Origin of the sequence: Micromonospora sp. NPDC000663 (assembly GCF_042898105.1) — a bacterium.
Classification (GTDB): Bacteria; Actinomycetota; Actinomycetes; order Mycobacteriales; family Micromonosporaceae; genus Micromonospora.
The window spans coordinates 15,711-34,913 of record NZ_JBIAYR010000007.1; the positions used below are offsets into that span (position 1 = coordinate 15,711).

General features: G+C 73.8%; 20 protein-coding genes. 8 read left to right on the plus strand and 12 right to left on the minus strand.

The window, feature by feature from the left end:
* Positions 1–4: 4 nt before the first annotated feature.
* The 5 genes from ACFY1S_RS22305 to ACFY1S_RS22325 form a co-directional block, all read right to left on the minus strand.
* Complete coding sequence (locus ACFY1S_RS22305; protein ID WP_387121166.1) at positions 5–1,234, minus strand: glycosyltransferase; 1,230 nt, start codon at positions 1,232–1,234, stop codon at positions 5–7.
* Complete coding sequence (locus tag ACFY1S_RS22310; RefSeq protein ID WP_387121169.1) at positions 1,231–3,450, minus strand: glycosyltransferase family 39 protein; 2,220 nt, start codon at positions 3,448–3,450, stop codon at positions 1,231–1,233. The genes ACFY1S_RS22305 and ACFY1S_RS22310 overlap by 4 nt, the downstream gene beginning before the upstream one ends.
* Before the next feature lie 44 nt (positions 3,451–3,494).
* A complete protein-coding gene (locus tag ACFY1S_RS22315) occupies positions 3,495–4,946 on the minus strand; it encodes a sensor histidine kinase (RefSeq protein WP_387121703.1) in 1,452 nt (483 codons plus the stop codon).
* Between the two features lie 31 nt (positions 4,947–4,977).
* Positions 4,978–5,724, minus strand: coding sequence for a response regulator transcription factor (locus ACFY1S_RS22320; protein ID WP_387121172.1), 747 nt, complete (start codon positions 5,722–5,724; stop codon positions 4,978–4,980).
* Positions 5,725–5,808: 84 nt separating this feature from the next.
* On the minus strand, positions 5,809–6,039 hold the full coding sequence (locus tag ACFY1S_RS22325; RefSeq protein WP_387121175.1) for a hypothetical protein: 231 nt from the start codon (positions 6,037–6,039) through the stop codon (positions 5,809–5,811).
* A 199-nt stretch (positions 6,040–6,238) separates the two neighbouring features.
* Between ACFY1S_RS22325 and ACFY1S_RS22330 the strand changes: the two genes are divergently transcribed.
* The 3 genes from ACFY1S_RS22330 (at position 6,239) to ACFY1S_RS22340 (ending at position 8,792) form a co-directional block, all read left to right on the plus strand.
* Positions 6,239–7,177, plus strand: a complete 939-nt coding sequence (locus ACFY1S_RS22330) for a serine/threonine-protein kinase (RefSeq protein ID WP_387121178.1) — start codon at positions 6,239–6,241, stop codon at positions 7,175–7,177.
* 69 nt (positions 7,178–7,246) lie between these two features.
* Positions 7,247–7,672: an OsmC family protein gene (locus ACFY1S_RS22335; RefSeq protein WP_354823038.1), complete on the plus strand. Its 426-nt coding sequence runs from the start codon at positions 7,247–7,249 to the stop codon at positions 7,670–7,672.
* A 271-nt stretch (positions 7,673–7,943) separates the two neighbouring features.
* On the plus strand, positions 7,944–8,792 hold the full coding sequence (locus tag ACFY1S_RS22340; RefSeq protein WP_387121181.1) for a hypothetical protein: 849 nt from the start codon (positions 7,944–7,946) through the stop codon (positions 8,790–8,792).
* A gap of 15 nt (positions 8,793–8,807) precedes the next feature.
* Here ACFY1S_RS22340 and ACFY1S_RS22345 read toward each other — a convergent pair whose 3' ends face one another.
* From ACFY1S_RS22345 to ACFY1S_RS22365, 5 genes are all read right to left on the minus strand, one after another.
* Positions 8,808–9,338 (minus strand): ATPase, encoded by a 531-nt coding sequence (locus ACFY1S_RS22345; RefSeq protein WP_387121184.1) that lies wholly within the window; start codon positions 9,336–9,338, stop codon positions 8,808–8,810.
* A 122-nt stretch (positions 9,339–9,460) separates the two neighbouring features.
* The gene (locus tag ACFY1S_RS22350; protein ID WP_354823043.1) at positions 9,461–9,907 is read right to left on the minus strand and encodes a response regulator; all 447 of its coding nucleotides are present in this window, start codon (positions 9,905–9,907) and stop codon (positions 9,461–9,463) included.
* Between the two features lie 68 nt (positions 9,908–9,975).
* Positions 9,976–10,323, minus strand: coding sequence for an STAS domain-containing protein (locus ACFY1S_RS22355; RefSeq protein ID WP_387121188.1), 348 nt, complete (start codon positions 10,321–10,323; stop codon positions 9,976–9,978).
* Positions 10,324–10,441: 118 nt separating this feature from the next.
* Positions 10,442–11,491, minus strand: a complete 1,050-nt coding sequence (locus ACFY1S_RS22360) for a B12-binding domain-containing protein (RefSeq protein ID WP_387121191.1) — start codon at positions 11,489–11,491, stop codon at positions 10,442–10,444.
* Positions 11,488–13,251, minus strand: a complete 1,764-nt coding sequence (locus ACFY1S_RS22365) for a SpoIIE family protein phosphatase (protein ID WP_387121194.1) — start codon at positions 13,249–13,251, stop codon at positions 11,488–11,490. Before ACFY1S_RS22365 ends, ACFY1S_RS22360 begins: the two co-directional genes overlap by 4 nt.
* Positions 13,252–13,455: 204 nt before the next feature.
* Between ACFY1S_RS22365 and ACFY1S_RS22370 the strand changes: the two genes are divergently transcribed.
* Both ACFY1S_RS22370 and ACFY1S_RS22375 read left to right on the plus strand, forming a co-directional pair.
* Entirely contained in the window at positions 13,456–13,845 is a 390-nt protein-coding gene (locus tag ACFY1S_RS22370; protein ID WP_387121197.1) for an STAS domain-containing protein, read from the plus strand.
* 83 nt (positions 13,846–13,928) lie between these two features.
* Positions 13,929–14,291 (plus strand): STAS domain-containing protein, encoded by a 363-nt coding sequence (locus ACFY1S_RS22375; protein WP_387121200.1) that lies wholly within the window; start codon positions 13,929–13,931, stop codon positions 14,289–14,291.
* Between the two features lie 68 nt (positions 14,292–14,359).
* Here the strand turns inward: ACFY1S_RS22375 and ACFY1S_RS22380 are convergent, their stop codons facing one another.
* Entirely contained in the window at positions 14,360–14,674 is a 315-nt protein-coding gene (locus ACFY1S_RS22380; protein WP_387121203.1) for a hypothetical protein, read from the minus strand.
* Positions 14,675–14,875: 201 nt separating this feature from the next.
* On the opposite strand from ACFY1S_RS22380, the gene ACFY1S_RS22385 reads away from it, so the two are divergent.
* The 3 genes from ACFY1S_RS22385 to ACFY1S_RS22395 all read left to right on the plus strand — a co-directional run bounded on the left by ACFY1S_RS22385 (position 14,876) and on the right by ACFY1S_RS22395 (position 17,919).
* Positions 14,876–15,850, plus strand: coding sequence for a DUF2267 domain-containing protein (locus ACFY1S_RS22385; protein WP_387121206.1), 975 nt, complete (start codon positions 14,876–14,878; stop codon positions 15,848–15,850).
* A gap of 79 nt (positions 15,851–15,929) precedes the next feature.
* Positions 15,930–16,712 (plus strand): spermidine synthase, encoded by a 783-nt coding sequence (locus ACFY1S_RS22390; RefSeq protein WP_387121209.1) that lies wholly within the window; start codon positions 15,930–15,932, stop codon positions 16,710–16,712.
* Between the two features lie 64 nt (positions 16,713–16,776).
* A complete protein-coding gene (locus ACFY1S_RS22395) occupies positions 16,777–17,919 on the plus strand; it encodes an AI-2E family transporter (RefSeq protein WP_387121212.1) in 1,143 nt (380 codons plus the stop codon).
* Here ACFY1S_RS22395 and ACFY1S_RS22400 read toward each other — a convergent pair.
* Positions 17,890–19,191: an NAD(P)/FAD-dependent oxidoreductase gene (locus tag ACFY1S_RS22400; protein WP_364365845.1), complete on the minus strand. Its 1,302-nt coding sequence runs from the start codon at positions 19,189–19,191 to the stop codon at positions 17,890–17,892. The genes ACFY1S_RS22395 and ACFY1S_RS22400 overlap by 30 nt on opposite strands.
* Positions 19,192–19,203: the final 12 nt, after the last annotated feature.

A 19,203-nucleotide genomic window follows, 5' to 3' on the forward strand; every position in this document is an offset into this window, starting at 1 on the left:
CGTCTCAGCTCCCGCGGTGGTGCATACCGAGGCGCAGCAGCACGAACCTCAGCACGGTGGCGGCCAGGTTCGCGGCCACCAGCACCGCCACCTCCACCGATCGGGCGGGCGAGACGGACACCGCGTGCAGCACGGCCAGCGAGCCGCTGGTCAGCGCGAGACCGAGCCCGAAGGCGAGCAGTCCCTGCGCGTGGTGCCGGCCGGCGTGCCGGCGCCCGCTGATGCCGAACGTCACCCGCCGGTTCGCTGCCGTGTTCGCCACGGCGGTCACCAGCAGCGCCAGCAGGTTCGCCGGTTGCGCGCCCAGCGCGCCCCGGGTGGCCACGAAGAGCAGCAGGTACGCGAACGTGCTGGCCACCCCGACGGCGGCGAACCGGACCAGCTGCCGGGGCAACCCGGCCGGCACCCGCGCGGGCGGCGCGGCCAGCGGTGCCCGGCCGAGCTGCGCCCGCAGGTCGGTCAGCGGCAGCGCTCCGGTCAGCAACGCCCGCCCCAGCCGGCCGATGCCGCGCAGGTCCGCCAGGGCGGTGGCGACGATGTCGACACGGCTGTCCGGGTCGTCGACCCAGTCCACCGGCACCTCGTGGATGCGCAGTCCCGCCCGCTGGGCGAGCACCAGCAGTTCGGTGTCGAAGAACCAGCCGGTGTCGCGTACCAGCGGGAGCAGCCGAGCGGCCACGTCGGCGCGGATCGCCTTGAACCCGCACTGCGCGTCGGAGAACCGCGCCGACAACGCCCCCCGCAACAGCAGGTTGTACGCCCGCGAGATGACCTCCCGCCTGGTCCCGCGCACCACCCGGGAGGTACGCGCCAGGCGGGTGCCGATCGCCAGATCGGAGTGCCCGGAGATCAGCGGCGCCACAAGCGGCAGCAGCGCCGCCAGGTCGGTGGACAGGTCCACGTCCATGTACGCGAGCACCGGCGCGGACGACGCCGACCAGGCGGCCGACAGCGCCAGGCCCCGGCCCTTGGCGTCGAGGTGCAGCACGTCGACGCCGGGCAGTTCGCAGGCGAGACCGTCGGCGACGTTCAGGGTGCCGTCGACGCTTGCGTTGTCGGCGATGGTGATCTGGAACGGGTACGGGAAGTGCTCGCTCAGGTGGGCGTGCAGCCGGCGTACGCACGGCCCGAGGTCGGTCTCCTCGTTGTAGACCGGGATCACCACGTCCAGCACGACGCCGGCGCCGGCGGGGCGGTTCCGGACGGCGGCGCGGGGACCGCTGACCGCGCTCACGACGCGGCCCCGCCGGTGCTCAGGTCGTAGACGGTGACCCCGTCCACGGTCTGCGGTGTGAAGGTCTCCTGGACCCAGGTGGAGATTTCCTGCGAGGCCGAGCTCCCGCCGTTGGCCCGGAAGCCACCGCCACCGACGAAGTAGTGGATCTTCCTGTCGGCGACGTGGCGCTGGAACTGCGCGAGGGTCGGTGACGGGTCGCTGCCGTTGAATCCGCCGATCGGCATCACCGGCTCGCCGGTGGCGAGCTGGTAGCCGGAGGCGTTGTTCGAGCCGATGGTCGCCGCCACCCAGGTGTAGGTGTCGCTGTCGCGCTCCAGCAGCTCACGCAGCGCGGCGCTGGGCTCGCGGGCGTCGAGCAGCCCGCCCATCCCCCCGGCTGCCTCGCGGCCCTGACCACCGCCGGGGAAGCCGGGCATCTGGCCGCCCTCGGGGAACCCGGGCATCTGACCGCCCCCGGGGAACCCGGGCATCTGACCACCGCCGGGGAAGCCGGGCATCTGACTACCGCCGGGGAACCCGGGCATCCGGCCACCGTCGCGGCCCCCTGGGTCGCGGCCGCCATCGTCCCGGCCCCCGCCGGGGAACTGGCCGCCGGCCGGTCGCCCGCCGGGGAAACCGCCGCGCCCGAAGGCGCCGGCCACGGACGGGCCGGCGCTCGGGATCGACCCGGTGTGCGGGGTCGCGGCGGTCTGGACCGCGTACGCCGCCGGACCGGCGAGGGCCGCCGCCACGCCCAGGCCCAGGACCACGGGCACGAACCGGCGGGGCAGCCGGGTGACGAGCAGGAGCAGCACCGCGCCGAGCAGGCCGGCGACGAGCACCACGACCCGCAGCCACGGGTACCAGTCGGGGCTGCGCCCGAGCAGCACCCACGCCCACCAGACGGTGACCGCGAGGGTGCCGGCGAGCGCCACCGTGGCGGCGAGTGGACGCCACCGCTGTGCGCGTGACCCGGGCACCGTGGCACCGTCCGGCGCGGGACGCGGGCGGCGTTGCCGCCAGAGCAGCGTCACACCGATGCCGACGAGCGCGCCGACGGCCGGGGCGAGCGCCACCGTGTAGTACGCGTGGAAGATGCCGGACATGAAGCTGAAGATCAGGCCGGTGACCAGCAGCCAGCCGCCCCAGAGCAGCAGCCCGGCCCGGGTCCGGTCGGTACGCGCCGCCCGCCCGGCCAGCACCAGCCCGGCGACGAGCATGATCAGCGCGGCCGGCAGCAGCCAGGAGACCTGACCGCCGATCTCGCCGTCGAACATCCGCAGCAGGCCGGTCTGCCCGGAGAACGGACCACCGCCTCCCCCGTCCATCCGGGGACCTGCGCCGCCGACGCTGCCGACCTCGTCACCGGTGATCCGGCCGAGGCCGTTGTAGCCGAGGGTCAGCTCCAGGATGCTGTTGCCCTGCGACCCGCCGATGTACGGCCGGGCGCTGGCCGGGACCAGCTCGACCAACGCCACCCACCAGCCTGCGGACACCAGCACCGCGAGGCCGGCCAGCAGCAGCTGCCGGACCCGCCGCCACAGTCCGGTCGGCGCGGCCAGCAGGTAGACCCCGGCGAAGACGGGCACCACGAGGAACGCCTGGAGCATCTTGGTCAGGAAGCCGAAGCCGACGAGCACGCCGACGAGCACCATCCACCGGGTGCTGGCCGTCTCCACCGCCCGCACGGTGGCGTACGCGCCGGCGACAAGCAGCAGGACCAGCAGCGCGTCGGGGTTGTTGAACCGGAACATCAGCGTCGCCACCGGAGTGACGGCGAGGACCGCACCCGCGACCAGGCCGGCGACCGGCCCGTACCAGCGCTGCACGGTCGCGTACAGCACGCCCACCGAGGCGACCCCGCACAGCGCCTGCGGGACGAGCATGGCCCAGCTGTTGAGCCCGAACAGGCGTACCGACAGGGCCATCAGCCACAGCGACGCGGGTGTCTTGTCGACGGTGATGGAGTTGGCAGCGTCCGACGAGCCGTAGAGGAACGCCTTCGCGCTCACCGAGCCGGCCTGCACCGCCGCCGCGTAGAACGAGTTGGCCCAGCCGGAGGCGCCCAGCCCCCAGATGTAGAGCACGGCGGTGGCGAGCAGCAGGGTCGCCAGCGCGGGCCGGGTCCAGGCCGGTGAGCGGCGCGTCGGCGGCGAGGGCTCGGCGGGGCGCGTCGCCGTTGGCGGCGGGCCCGGGTCGGCGGGCGTCGTCGGTAGGGCCTCGGTTCTGTCCATGGGCCCAGCCTTGGGCGCCGGGCTGGCGCGACGCCGTGCGCCGCCTATGCGTCGGCTGTGGGATTGGGCAGCCGGACGGTGAAGACGGTCCGTCCCGGGCGGCTGTGGACCGCGACAGTGCCGTGGTGGGCCTCCACGACCGCCGCGACGATCGCCAGGCCGAGGCCTGTGCTGCCGTGCTCCCGCGAGCGGGAGCTGTCGCCCCTGGCGAACCTTTCGAACATGGCCGGTCGCAGCTCCGCCGGCACTCCTGGCCCGTCGTCGGCGACGGCGAGCACCGCGTCGTTCCCGTCGACGCTCAGCGTGGTCGTCACAGTGGTGCCGGGTGGGGTGTGCACGCGGGCGTTGGCCAGCAGGTTCGCCACCACCTGGTGCAGCCGGGCCGCGTCGCCGGGCACCCGGATCACCACGTCGGGCAGGTCGAGCTGCCAGCGGTGCTCCGGGCCTGCCACGTGGGCGTCGCTGACCGCGTCGATCACCAGCGCGGTCACGTCGACCGGTTCGACGGCGAGCGGCCGGCCGGTGTCGAGGCGGGCCAGCAGCAGCAGGTCGTCGACGAGGCTGGTCATCCGGGTGCTCTCGGACTCGACGCGACGCAGCGCATGCGCCACGTCGGCCGGAACCTCGTCGCGGCCACGCCGGGCCACCTCGGCGTACCCGCGAATGGCCGCGAGGGGGGTACGCAGCTCGTGGCTGGCGTCGGCGACGAACTGGCGTACCCGGGTCTCGCTGGCCTGCCGGGCGGCGAGGGCGTCGGCGACGTGGCCCAGCATCCGGTTCAGCGCCGCGCCGACCTGGCCCACCTCGGTCCGCGCGTCGGTGTCCTCGGCCGGAACGCGGACCGCGAGGGCCACCTCGCCCCGGTCCAGCGGCAGCTCGGTGACCCGGGTCGCGGTGGTGGCCACCCGGTTCAGCGGGCGCAGCGTGGCCCGCACGATCAACGCGCCGGCGGCACCGGCGATGACCAGCCCGACGGCGGCCACCCCGGCCTGCGCGGCGGCAAGCGCCCAGACGGTCTCCTGGACGCCGGACAGCGGGATGGCGACGACGCGTACCCGGCCGTCCCAGTACTGCCGGGCCACGGCCCGGTAGTCACCGCGGGCGCCGAGGTCGACGGTGCGTGGCGTGGCCCCGACCGGCAGGTCCGCCAGGGCGGCGACCTCCCCGACCGGGACGACCTGCTCGTCGGGGAACGGGTCGTCGCTGGACGGGCTGTTGGTGAGGGTCCGCGCGCTCGTCACCCGGCCGTCGGTGATCACCGCGACCACCGTTCCGGACGGCGAGCCGGGTGGGATGGCCGGACCGCTGCCCGGGAAGGCCGGCCGCCCCGGACGGTCACCTCGCATCGCCGTCGCGGGCGAGAGTTGCGCGTCGAGCCGGTCGACCAGGAAGTGCCGCAACGCCACAGTGGTCAGCCCGCCGATGGCGACGCTGACCACGGCGAGCAGGGCGACAAGGGCGAACACCAGTCGGGTACGCAGGGACCGGCCGGCCAGCCACCGGCGGGCGGCGCGCACCGGGCGGCGGCTACTCGGCCGGCTTGAGGACATAACCCGCGCCGCGCAACGTGTGGATCATCGGGGCGCGCCCGGCGTCGATCTTCTTGCGCAGGTACGAGATGTACAGCTCGACCACGTTGGCCTGGCCGCCGAAGTCGTAGTTCCACACCCGGTCGAGGATCTGCGCCTTGCTGAGCACCCGGCGCGGGTTACGCATCAGGTAACGCAGCAGCTCGAACTCGGTAGCGGTGAGGGTGATCAACTGGTCGGCACGGCGTACCTCGTGGCTGTCCTCGTCGAGGCTCAGGTCACCGACGGTGAGCACCGCGTCCTCCCGGGCGGTGACCGCGAAGCCGGAGCGGCGCAGCAGCGCGCGCAGCCGGGCGATCACCTCCTCCAGGCTGAACGGCTTGGTGACGTAGTCGTCGCCTCCGACGGTCAGGCCGGCGATGCGTTCCTCGACGGCGTCGCGCGCGGTCAGGAAGAGCACCGGCACAGTCGGGGCGTGCTCGCGAAGCCGGCGCAACACTTGGAAGCCGTCCAGGTCGGGAAGCATCACGTCGAGCACCACGGCGTCCGGTTGGAACTGCCGCGCGGCGCTCAGCGCGGCCATGCCGTTGCCCGCGCTGCGTACCTGCCAGCCCTCGTAACGCAGCGCCATCGACAGCAGGTCGGTGAGCGTCGCCTCGTCGTCGACCACCAGCACCCGGACCGGCTCGCCGTCGGGGCGACGCAGCTCGATCCGGCCCTGCGCGACCTGCCCGTCCAGCACCATGCCCCCATCGTGGGCGGAGCACCTGTGCCGCGCCCCTGCGCCGCCTGTGCGCCAGCTGTGCGGCAGGCGCGCCTCACGGCCGGTTCACTCGGACACCCCGAACGCGTCGGTACGGACGAACCGCATGGTCCAGCCGCCCAGGCCGTCCGGCTTGTCGCGTTCGTAGAGGTGGTCGGGGCCGGGCTGGTTCGGGCCGGTGCCGTCGGGATGGCGCATGATCCACCGTTGCGGCGGGGTGCCGTCCGGGCCGGCCGGCACCTGCCGCACCAGGCCGTCCGCGGGCCCGTCGACGAAGCGTACGGTGACCTGGCCCATCGCGGCGTCCCCTCGGTGACCGCGCCGGCACGCTCAGTGAGCCGGCCCTGGCTCGCAAGCTACCGCACCGGTCGTCCGGCCGCAGTGAGGTACGGCGGGATCGGCCCCCCACGATTCCCGCGTCGGTTTGCCCAGCTCGGAGCCCGGGTACCGCGATCGGAGCACCCGCCGCCGGCGGGTCCGGGGCGAGGAGTGAGCGATGCGGACGCTGGGCGGGCGATACCGGCTCGAACAGCGCATCGGCGTCGGCGGGATGTCGGAGGTGTGGCGGGCCCACGACGAGGTCCTGGACCGGCCGGTCGCGGTGAAGCTGATCCTGCCCGGCCCGGACGGGCAGCACGGTCCGGTGGAACGGATCCGCGAGGAGGCCCGCTCGGCGGCCCGCCTGGTGCACCCCAACGTGGCGAGCGTGCACGACTTCGGCACCTCGTCCACACTGCCTGGTCGGGCGGTGCCGTACATCGTCATGGAACTCGCCGAGGGCGAGACGCTCGCCGCGCACCTGCGGTCCGGTCCGCTGGACTGGCGGATTTCCACCCGGGTGTGTGCTGAGGTCGCGGCGGCGCTGGCCGCCGCGCACGCCAGCGGCATCGTGCACCGGGACGTGAAACCGGCGAACGTCATGCTCACCCCGGCCGGCGTGAAGGTGCTCGACTTCGGCATCGCCACGCCCAGCGGCGCATCGGACCCGCTGCCGGCGGGAATGCTGATGGGCACACCTGCGTACCTGGCACCCGAGCAGCTCGACGGCGCGCCGGCCACCCCGGCGGCGGACATGTACGCGCTGGGGGTACTTCTCTACTACTGCCTCACCAGCCGCCTGCCGTACCTGGCGGACAGCACGAGCGAGCTGCTCGGCGCGCGTCGGAGCCGCCCGCCGGACCGGTTGCCCGAGATCGACGGGCTGCCGCCGGAGGTGGTGGAGCTGTGCCACTCCTGCCTGGCCCACGACCCGGCGCGACGCCCGACCAGCCTGGTCGCCGCGCTACTGCTCGCCGAGGCCGTGGACGCCCGGGTGTACGTGCCGATGCTGGTGCCGGCCCCCCGCGAACCGGCTCCGGTGTCGCCGTGGACCGAGCGCGCGGCGACGGAGGCCACCGAGGCCGTGGCGCTCACCGACGGGTGGGACGCCCGCTGACCGTCGCGCTCGCGGCGTTTCGGCGGCCCAGTGCCGGGTAGCCGGGCGGAGAGCGACGGGAGAAACGCGATGCCGGATCAGAGTTCCTGGCTGCGTGAGGCCACCGCGACCGCCGAGGGCGGTCACGTACGCACCGACGATGGCGGGCTCTCCACCGCGCTGGCGTCACCGCTGGCACCGCACTGCACCGGGCTGACCCCGGAGCAGCTGCTGGCGGCGGCCTTCGCGTCCTGCCTGCACCACGCGGCGGTGGAGGTGGCCGGGGAGATCACCGACGAGGCGCACACGGTCCAGGTGCGGGCGGAGGCGAAGCTGGGACGCGACAACGACGGCCGCTACCGGGCCGACGTGCACGCCGAGATCTCGTCGGCCGGTCTCAGCCGGGACCAGCTCGCGGACCTGGTCGAGTACGCCGACCGGCTCTGGCCCTTCTCCAGCGGCGACAACACCAGGCATCGGCTGACCGTCACGCCTGCGGAGAACGGCCGCCACTGACCCTCCGTCTGGGGCAGGTCGGCGTCAGACGTTCCGGCACGCCGCCCTCGCCCGTACGGGTGATGCCGCAGTGCGGCCCGATCGGGCGCGCGGGCTCGATCGGATGACCGCCTTCAGACGGCCAATCGGAAATAACCGTCTGGCCCGATCGGCGAGGTTCTGGCCTTGCTATGGCCTTCGCCCCTTATTGCGTCCGCGATCCGGGCAAATTGTGGCGCATGCCACCGTAAGTGCCGATGGCATCGGGCCCTGAGCTATCTAGCCTCGGCGGGTGCATCCCGACGACCCCTCCGACCAGAAGCTGACCGACGCGCGCCCGACCACCCTCTCGGGCGACGCCGCATCAACCGAACGGACGATCGGCCGTCACCGGGCCCCCGAACCGCCGCGGCGGAGCCTGCTGGGCTCCACGCCGGTCCGGGTCGCCCTGGCCACCGGTGTCACCTGCTGTCTCGGTCTGGCCGCCGTGGCCACCGCCCGCGGCGCCGAGGACGACAGCCGCCCCGTGGAGCCGCTCGCCGAGGCGGTCGCCGACCGCGCCGCCATCGCCGACGAACGCGCCTCCCGCTCGCTGGACCGGGACCTCGCCCCCGCCCGGGTCACCCCCAGCCCGGTGGCGACGCCCACCCCCAGCCGCGCCGCCGTCCGCAAGGCCCCGAAGAAGCCGGTCAAGCCCCGCCGGCCCCGCCCGGTCGCCGGCCTCGACCAGGCCCAGATGGACAACGCCAAAATCATCGTGGACGTCGGCCTGGAGATGAAGATGCCGCGCCGCGCCCTCGTGGTCGCGCTGGCCACGGCGATGCAGGAGAGCAACCTCTACAACCTGGCCAGCGACGTGCTGCCCGAGTCGGCGCAGTACCCGAACCAGGGCAGCGGCTCCGACCACGACTCGGTCGGCCTGTTCCAGCAGCGGCCCAGCAGCGGCTGGGGCACGGTGGCCGAGCTGATGCGCCCGTCGTACGCCGCCCGGGCCTTCTACTCGGCGCTCAACGAGATCCCCGGCTGGCAGGACATGAGCGTCACCGCCGCCGCCCAGTCGGTGCAGATCTCCGCCTACCCCGACGCGTACGCCCAGCACGAGGAGCGGGCCACCACCGTCGCGGCGGCCCTCACCGCGTGACCTGAGGAGCGCGCGCTACCGGGTCTGCTCCTCGCCCAGGCCACCGGCGGCCACACGGGTCGCCGGCACGCCCGTGCCGGCCGCCGCCGTCGCCGTGTCGGCGGGCACCGCCTCGGCGGCCATCTCACCGTCGACAGTCACCCCACTGAGGATCTCGTCGGCCCGCGCCACGCGCCGCCGTCGGGCGTGCAACGCCGCCTCGAACTCGCGGCGGGCCTGCACGGCCTCGGTGTACGCCCGCTCGCGCACCTGCCGCGCCTCCGCGCGGGCCTCGTCCAGCTCGGCGCGGGCCTGGGCCAGGATCTCGGCCGCCTCCCGACGCACCACGTCCTGGCTGCGCCGGGTCACCGCGGCGTCGCCCAGATCGAGCCGCTGGAGCAGGCCGCTGAGAAACGCCGCCTCCTCGCGGATCTCGTCCCACTCCCGGGCGGCCCCGGCGGCACACTCGGCCCGCGCGGCGAGTCGGGCCAACCGGACCCCCAGCTCGTCCAGGCAGGCATCCACCTGCCGCATGTCGTAACCGGTCTCAACGACGGAGAACCTCATCCTGTCGCCCCCCAGGCAGCTGCTGTTACTTCCCCACTGGATCCTCGACGGCGCCGGCAGCGGCCGAGGAGGTTCGGGAAAAATGTTCAGCATCCGAGGGCGCGGACGGCCCGACCCCGGTCTCAGGGGCGCTTGGGCAGGACCACCACCCGGCCGAAGAACTCGTCGATGCGGCGTACCACGTCGTTGAAGTCGTCGAGGTCGATCGGCTTTGTGACGTACGCGTTGGCCTGGAGCGTGTAGCTGCCGACGATGTCGGTGTCGGCGTTCGAGGTCGTCAGCACCACGATGGGGATGGTGCGCAGATCCTCGTCCTGCTTCACCGCGCCGAGCACCTGCCGCCCGTCCATCCGGGGCATGTTCAGGTCCAGCAGGATGACGTCGGGGCGTCGCGCCTGCTCGTGGCGGCCCTCGGCGCGCAGGAACTCCATCGCCTCCTCGCCGTCGCTGACCACGTCGATGACCTTTTCGACGTCCGAGTCCGCCAGCGCTTCCTCGATCATCAGCACGTCACCCGGGTCGTCGTCGACCACCAGGATGCGTACCGGCTGCGGGCTGTCTACGCCCATCACTACCTGCCTCGAGTCGACGGAGACGGGACCTGACGGTCACCGTGTTGGCGGGGAAATCTAGCCCATCAGGAGGCGCTGCGGGACGCCGGGTCGACAGTGTCCGGTTCGTAGCGCAACACGTCTGCCAGACCGGTGACCCGCAAAACACGCTCGACCCGACCGCGGGCGCCGGTGAGCCGCAACCAACCGCCCTGGGCGGCTGCCCGGTTGTCCCCCCTGACGAAGACGGCCATGCCTGTGGAGTCGCAGAACGTGAGGTCGGCGAGGTCGAGCAGCACCCGGCTCTCGCCCGCCTCGGTGAGCCTGTCGATCGCGGCGGTCAGCTCGGGGGCCGTGCTCAGGTCCAGTTCACCGGCGAGCTGCAGGCGAGCACCACCGCCGTCGCGCCCGGCGTACCTGACGCTGAACGTCACCGTTCTCCCCCTCGCTCCACCGGCTCCGGTGGGACGTTTGCAGTGCGGCAAGTATACGCAGAGGTAGGTCGGCGCCCGCAGGCCGCGGTGATCGACTCGGTTGTCGCCGGTAGGACGCTCAGGGCACGGCGTGCGAGTCCGGTGCGGCCGCGCCCGGCCGGCTCAGCGCCAGCGTGTGCGCCGCACGCGGGAAGTCCCGCAGGACAGCGGCGTAGTGCCCCAGGGTGAGGTCGACAGCGGCGGCCGGCACCCCCCGGCTCCCCAGGATCCCCACCAGCCACTCGACGAACCCGGTGAACAGAGACGGATCGTCCACGTACAGCGCGGCGGCCAGGAAGTCCACGATGTGGCCCAGGTCGCTGATCGTCGAGTCGAGCTGGGCGGCCGTGTAGCCCCCCACCGCCGGCACCCGCTCCCGCAGGTCGGCGAGTGCGCTGTCGATCAGCTCGCCCCGCCTGCGGACCAGACTCGCGTACTCGTCGTCGGCCAGGTGCGACAGCTCGGCCGGTGGGACCCGGCGCAGCGCGCGCTCGTCGGCGATCAGCTCGGCCGCCGCGGGCGCGCTCGGGGCCCACGCCGCGCCGAGCCGGGCGGCCCACCGCCCGTCCGGGCCGAAACCACGACCACCCACCACCACCGGTACGTCAGAGCGGCGGCACGCCTCGATCATCCGGTGGGCGTACGGCAGCCGCATCGGCAGCGCGCACGCCAGGGCGACCGCGTGCGCGTCGTGCCGGTGCAGGTACGACACGAGGTGCGCCGCCGGCACGCTGGCGCCCAGGAAGGTCACCTGCCAACCGCGCAGCCGCAGCACCTCGGCGACCAACCGGGGTGGCAGGGCGTGCCACTCCCCGTCCATGCAGGCCACCACGACGCGCCCACCGGTGGGGCGGGGGTTGGCGTGCGCGGCCACCGCCGCCACCACCCGTTCGCTGATGTGCGTGGCGGCGTGCTCCTGCGCCACGCTCCACTCGTTGCGCGCCCACCGCTCGCCCACCTCGGCCTGGGCGGGCGCGACCAGGTCGAGCAGTACCCGTTCGGCGGGCACGCCCGCGTCGAGCAGGGCGATCGCGACGTCGATGGCGGCGTACTCGTCGGCGTCGCTGAGACAGTCCAGGTAGCTGCGGTACGCGTCGGTCGGGTCGACGGCAGCCGTCGGAGCGCTCACGAGTCGGTCCCCCTCCGCGGTTCGGCGCTCACCGGCTCGGGCACCGAGTGCAGGTGCCGGGCGCTACGGCCGCCCGGACCGACCGCGCGCAACGCCAGCACCGCGATGTCGTCGTGGTCGCCGTGCCCCAGCCAGTCGCAGGTGACCTGCTCGACCCGCTCGGCCAGGGCGGGCGCCGGCATCCGCTGACAACCGGTCACGGCGGTGAGCAGCCGCTCCTGGCCGAACTGCTCGTCGCCCCGGCGACCACCACGGGCCTCGGTCACCCCGTCGCTGTAGAGCAGGCACGTTTCGCCGGGGGCCAGCCGGACGGTCACCTCGCCGACGCGCGGATCGGGCACCACCCCGATCAGCATGCCGCGCAGCGGCACGACCTCGACCTCACCCGAGGCGCGCAGCAGCAGCGGCGGCAGGTGCCCCCCGCCGGCCATGGTGAGGGTGAGGCCACCGTCGCGGTGCGGGCGGGCCACGCCGAGCACCATCGTGGCGAACCGGCCCTGACCGTGCGCCTGGGTCGTCTCCAGCAGGGCGTCGTTGAGCAGCCGCAGCAGTCGGCCCGGATTCGACTCCAACCGGTGCAGCGCCTGGAGGCACTGCCGCAGCTGGCCGGTGAAGACGGCCGCCTCGACACCCTTGCCGGACACGTCGCCGAGGAAGAACACCGAACCGCCATCGGGGAGCCGGTGCGACCCGTAGAAGTCGCCGCCGATGCGCAGCCCCGCCTGTGCCGGCCGGTACGCGGTGCCCCACTGCACACCGGCGGCCTCGGCCGGCTCCACCGGCAGCAGACTGGCCTGGAGGGTGTCGGCCACCTCCGCCTGGTCGCGGTAGAGCAGCGCGGTGGTCAACGCGGCGCCCGCGCGGGCCGCGAAAGCGCGGACCAGCTGCACGTCGTCCTCGTCGTACCAGCGGGTGTTGCGACGGGCCACCAGCAGCACGCCGGCCGGGGCGTCCCGGCCCGGCAGCGGAACGACCCGGGCGGTGCTCTCGGCGCCGCTGAGCCCGGGCAGCCAGCCCGCGTCGACCGCCTGCTCCACCAGCCAGTCCACCGCGTGCGGCTCCACCCCGCTCAGCCCGTCGGCGATGGCCGCCGGCAGGTCGGCGCCGGGGAGCACGCCGCTGTCCACCAGTGGCGTCTCGTCGTCGCCGCGGGACGCGCGCCACCAGCGGGCCCGACCTGCCCGCGGCGCGAGCACCAGCACGGCCACCTCCGCCAGGGTCGGCACGGCGAGACGGACGACCGCGGCGGCGGCCCGATCCGGATGCAGCGGATTGCCCAGCTTGTCGCCCACCACGGCCAGGAAGGCCGACCGAGCCCGCTCGGCCAGCAGCGCGTCGGCGCGGCTCGCGCTCTCGGTGACGTCCTCCACGTACCAGCAGCACCGGCCGCCGGACAGGGACACCCGGCGGGCGGTGAGCTGACGGCCGCCGTGAATGAAACGTGCCGGGCTGTCCTCGCTCAGACCGGTCACACCGGCGGCGGTGAGCTGCTCGCCGGGGACCACCTCGGGCAGCAGCCGCTCGGCCACCGGGCTGACGTGCCGCACGACGCCGTCGGCGTCACAGATCACCAGACCCTCGCGGAAGTGCTCGACGACCTCCGACCAGTCGGGCTCGGCCCGATCCCGGTCGGGAGCCAGCGGCGGCAGAACCGCAGGCTGGGGCGCGGCGTCGGCGGAGTACACCAACGCCCGGGTGACACTCGGCGTGGAGATCCGTCCGTCGCCCGGGTCGAAGCCCCTGACGTCGGAAGCAGTCACCAGCTGAGCCTCACTCCTCGTGGTCCACCGGACCCGCGCGGGGACCGGCGTCTGGGATCACCTGTCTCCCGACCACCCTACGCCGGCATGCCGAAAGCGGCACCTCGCGGCAGCTCGGTGGGCCCGGACCGCGTACCCGGCGGACCTCACGGGGCGTTGTTACGATCCTTTCCGAACCGGCCCGAGCGGCACCGGTGGAAGGGCGTGAACGTGCTATCCCCAGGGCGACGACCCGAGGCCACACCGCTGACAACATCCGTCGATCTGTCCGACCCCGACGGGCCTCTGATCCGGGTCGTCGGCGAGCTGGCGTACGCGACGTGCGCGCCGTTGCGCGACGAGGTCGACCGGGTGCTCGCCGACGCGCCACCGACCCTGGTACTGGACTTCGGCGACCTGCACTTCATCGACAGCACCGGCCTCGCCGTGATCGTGCACGCCTGGCGGGAGGGTCGGCACGTCGGCACCACGGTCCGGCTACGGGCCGTCCCCGCGTTCCTGGCCTCCATCCTCGACATCACAGGGGTGGCGGGGCTGCTGACCCGGCCCGCGCAGGCGCGACCGGGCGAGCAACGACCCGCGGCGACCGGCTGAGCGTTGGCGGACGCACCGCGACACGGGCCACGTGTCGGTCCCCCCGGCTTTGCGTTCGGGCCCCGGACTGGGACCATGGTGGGGTGCCCGACCAGCTGCTGACCATCGAGGTGACCCGGCCCGACGCCGGGCACGTCCAGCTGCGGCTGACCGGTGAGCTCGACTACGACACCGCACCCGAGCTGATCACGGCTGCGGCGCAGCTGAGCGACACGGGGGATGCGCGGCTGCTCATCGACCTGACCGCTGTGAGCCTCTGCGACTCCTCCGGGCTCAGCGCGCTGCTGGTGGTGCGCCGCGCCGCCGGAACGATCCGGTTGACAGGGGTCAGCCCACAGCTGCGGCAGATGCTCGACCGCACCGGCCTGACCGAGCTGCTCGCCATCGACCACGTCACGACCGTCGACCACGTCACGACCGACGCCGACGTTCGCTCCATCGGCTGAACCGGCCACCCCCCGGCCGGGGGGTGGCCCCCGACCCTGGGACCTGGGGTCGGGGGCCGGAGGAATGTCTAGGGAGCCGTCATGGGCTGGAGCCGGGGTCCGTCGTCACGGAGCGCGCCGAGCGGCGTCGCGTCGGCGTCCTCCGGAACACCCGAATCGGGCGTCTGGTACAGGTAGCGGACGAACTCCGCACCCGCCTCGTTGTCGTCCGCGCCGGGCCACTGGCCGATGCAGTCCATGCCGACCACCTCACGGCCGGACCCGTCGGACTCCTCCACCAGCGCCCACAGGCTCACCGGGTAGCACCTCGTGGCATCGGGCGTGAGCTGCCAGCGCGCGTACCAGCCGGGTCGTGCGGGGACGATCTCGACGATCCGCTTCATGACGACCTTCCTTCCGCGTGCCTCGGAAGAACTCCGGTCCTGAGCCGATCGTGCGGGCCGTGCGGGTGAGCGCCCCTCACCCGTGGCGGATGAAGCCCCTCGAGGCCCGGCCGGCCCACCCGGCGGCGTCCGTTTCGGCTCCCGGGACGGCGGGAAGGCGACGGACGCAGTCACGATCCCCAGCGGAAGGGGTGTCACGCCATGCGCAAGCAGATGGAGGGCGACAACCAGCGGCGCCGGGCACTGGCCCGGCAGGCCCGCGAACAGGGTCGCCAGCCCAGCGAGTTCGGCGCCAGTCTGAGCGCCTCCAAGCAGGTCAGCAGTCTCGACCAGGGCAAGAGGGCAGGGCCACCGCCGGCCGGCCGGCACAAGCAGGACTCCACGCGTGGTGGGCCCGCCCCGCCGACGCTCGGAACACCTGACAATCCGCGACCGCAACCGTCCCCGCCGGCCGGTGGGGCCGGAGTGAGCAGCGTGGGTTACCAGGACCTCGTCGGTGAGGTCGGGCGCCGGGCCGGTGTGGACTTCCAGACGGCCAAGGTCGGCGCCGAGGCGACAGTGCTGGTCCTGGCCTTCGCCCTGGAGGCCGCCGAGCGGCAGCGACTGCTCGCCGCGGTCCCGAACTCGCTGCACGACGTCCTGCCGGTCGACGGCATCGAGCGGCACCGCGACCTGCCCGGCTTCCTGGCCGAGGTGGGCCGCATCAGCGGCCGTACGCCGGAGCAGGCCCGCTACCAGGCGGAGGCGACCCTCACGGCGCTCGCCGACCAGGACGGCGACCTCGTCGAGTCGCTGCACGTACCGGACGGGCTGCGCGAGCTGCTGAACCCGCCGGAGGCCGGCGGCGGTCTCGTGGGCGCCTCCACCACCACGCCCACGCTGGACGCGGACCAGCTCCAGGCGGCGCTCGACGACCTGCCGTACTGGGCCGGTGACAGCGACGGACTGTACCGCGTGGTCGCCTTGCCGCCGGACAACCTGGACCGGGTGCTCGACCGGCTCGACCGGCTGCGTCAGGAGACCGGGCGCGGCCCGAGCATCGGGCGCCCCGGCGGCACGGCTGCCGTGCTGACCGTACGGACCAGCCAGGCCGACGGGGTGACGGCACTCGACGTGGACCTCGCCCACCGGATCGACGACGCGATCGACGAGGTGGGGGCCGGGATGGCCGGCTGACCGGCCATCGGCGCGGACGACGGCCGGCGGACGCGGGGCACGACCCGCTCCGCCGGCCCGCTCGGCTACCGTGCCGGTCATGAACCGCGCCGACCGGCTGGAACTGGTGACCGATCCGGTCCGCCGGACCGGGCGGACGCTGCTCTCGGCAGGCGTCGAGCAGTCGTACGTGGACGTCGAGGACCCGCGGCACCTGCACTTCGAGTACGTCCGGCGGATCGCCGCCGCGGCGGAGCTGGCGGCCCCGCGCGGCGTCCCGCTGGACGTCCTGCACCTGGGTGGCGGCGCGTTGACGCTGCCCCGCTGGCTGGCGGCGACCCGGCCCGGCTCGGCGCAGCGGGTCGTCGAACGGGACGCGGCGGTGGTCGAGCTGGTCGCCCGGGAGCTGCCACCACTGCCGCCCGAGGTGCGGGTGGAGGTCGCCGATGCCAGGGAGGCGGTCACCGCGACCCCGGCTGGCAGCTACGACCTGGTGATCGCCGACATCTACCGGGCGGCCCGGATGCCCCGGCACGTCCGTACCGTCGAGTTCGCGGCCGAGGTGGCGCGGACCCTGCGCCCGGACGGCCTCTACCTGGTGAACGTCACGGATCTGCCGCCGCTGGTCGGCACCCGCGTGCAGGTGGCGGTCCTGCGGGCGGTCTTCGGCGACGTGGGCGTGCTCGGCGACAGGCGGATGCTGCGTGGCCGCCGCTACGGCAACCTGGTGCTCGCCGCGACGCCCCGCCCCGGCGGGCTGCCGGTCGGCAGGCTCGCCGTGGCCGCCCTGCGCGATCCGGTGCCCGGCGGTCTGCTGCACGGCGCCGCGCTCGACACGTTCGTCGCGGGCGCCCGCCCCGCCGGCGACGGCGACACGCGCTGACCGACCGTCCGCAATCAGGTGTGGTGCCGGGTTTCCGACGGCCTGCGCGGGGAAGGCCCGGCGGGTGAGCGACGCCGACGTACGGGTGACCGCCCGCCGGACCCTGATCGTGATCGGTCTGGTGCTGACGACGGCGTTCGCGCTGGCCTTCGTGTACGCGACCCGCCGGGTGCTGGTGTGGGTCGTGGTGGCGGCCTTCTTCGCCGTCGCGCTCAAGCCCCTCGTCGACCGGGTGCAACGCCGACTCGTGCGGCGCCGGGCGCTCGCCACGCTGCTGGTGTTCCTCGCCGCGCTCGTTGTCGTGTCCGCCGTGGCCACTGTCATCCTGGTGCCGCTCCTGGACGAGTTGGGCCGGTTCGCCGACCGGGCTCCCGAGCTGCTGCGCGACGCCCGCGCCGGCCGGGGACCGCTGGGGCAGCTGCTGGAGCGCACAGGTGCCCGCCGGTACGCCTCCGCGCACTCCGACCAGTTGCGCGACCTCGGCACCCGGCTGCGCCAACCCGCGGTCGGGGTGCTGCGCGGCATCGTGGAGACGGTCGCCGGGCTGGTCACTGTCGTCGTGCTGGCGTACCTCATGGTGTTGGAATCGCCGCGGATCACCGGCGGCGTGCTCGCGGCGGCCGGGGACGGTGAGGGCGAGCGGCTGCGTCGGGTGGGGCGCGCCGTGTCGCGGACCGTGACCGGCTACCTCACCGGCAACCTGCTGATCAGCGTGATCTGCGGCGGGTTGACCTACCCGGTGCTGGCCCTCACCGGCGTGCCGTTCGCCGCGGTGATCGCCCTGCTGGTGGCGGTGGCCGACCTGATCCCGTTGGTCGGCGCCACCCTCGGCGCGGTGATCGCGGCCGGCGCCGGGTTCCTGCACTCCCCCACCGCCGGAGTGATCGTGCTTGTCTTCTTCGTGGTCTACCAACAGGTCGAGAACCACCTTCTCCAGCCGCTCATCCTGTCCCGCGCGGTCCGGCTCAACCCGCTGACCGTGCTGGTCAGCGTGCTGCTCGCGGCGGAGCTGGCCGGCCTGCTCGGCGCGTTGCTGGCCATCCCCGCAGCCGGCATCGTGCAGACCCTGCTGCGCGAGTACGGGCCGACCCGGCTGCGCCGGACCGCACCCCGCCCAGCCGTCCCGGAAGGACCGGACCGCCCGGGCCGCCCGGACCGCCCGGACCGCCCGGACCGCTCAGCGGCCCCGGGCCGCGACCTCGGGTGACGTGCTCTCCAACGGGACCGCGTTCGCCGGCACCAGGCCCAACTGGACCGCGGACCGGGTCAACGCGGCGTCCAGCACCCAGTCGGCGCCCACACGTGTGCGGTTTCCCGGCATCGCCATCAGGTGGTACGCCCGGGTCACCGCCTTGGCGGGCAATCCGGCCAGGTTGACGTGCAGCGGGTTCGCCGCCGCGTCCTTGCCGCCCAGGTCGACGACCCAACCCAGGTCGTGGTGCTTGTACGGCTTGCGCCTCCCGAAACCGTACGACGCGGCGATGTTGTGCGCGGCGAGCTTGCCCTGCCGCTGCGCGTGCTGGGCCGTCATCCCGCAGACCTGACCGGGGTTGGTGAGGTCCGGCACCGCGGCCGCGTCGCCGCAGGCGAACACCTCCGGATAGCCGGGGACGTTGAGGAACTCGTCGGTGACCAACCGGCCCCGGTCGGTACGCAGACCCAGCTCGTTGACGAACGGGTCGGGACGCACCCCGACACACCAGACGAGGGTGCAGGTCGGCACGTACTCGCCGTCGGTGAGCTTCACCCCGTCGCAGGTCGCCTCCGCCACCGAGGTCCCCATCCGGACGTCCACGCCCCGCCGGTTGAGCACCTTGTGCGAGGTCTCCGACATCCGCCTGTCCAGCTCCGGCAACACCCGGGGGGCGACGTCGAGCAGCATCCAGCGGGGGCGCACGGTCAGCCGGGGCCGCTGGGCGTGCAGCGCGTCGGTGAACAACTGCCCGTGCGCGGCGACCTCGGTGCCCGTGTAGCCCGCGCCGACCACCACGAACGTCGACCGGGCCAACTGCTCGGCCGGGTCCTCGGCCTGCTCGGCCAGCTCGACCTGCCGGACGATGTGGTCGTGCAGGTAGACCGCCTCGGGCAGCCCCCGGAAGCCGTGCGCGTACTCGGTGACCCCGGGGATGGGCAGCAGCTTGTTCACACTGCCCACGGCGAGCACCAGCCGGTCGTACGCCAGCCGGTTCTTCTCCCCCTCCGGCTGCGTGAAGCCCACCCACCGGTTCTGCAGGTCGACGTGGTCCGCTTCGCCGATCACCACACGTACGCCCTTGAGCGTCCCGGTCAGGGGCACGGCGATCCGCCGGGGCTCGACCACCCCGGCGGCCACCTCCGGCAGCAGCGGCAGGTACAGGAAGTAGTCGGTGGAGTTCAGCACCACGATCTCGGCCCGGTCCCGGGCGATCCGGCTCAACGTCTTCGCCGCGTGGTAACCGGCGAACCCGGCCCCCACGATCACCACACGAGGTTTCGTCATTGCGGGCCGTTT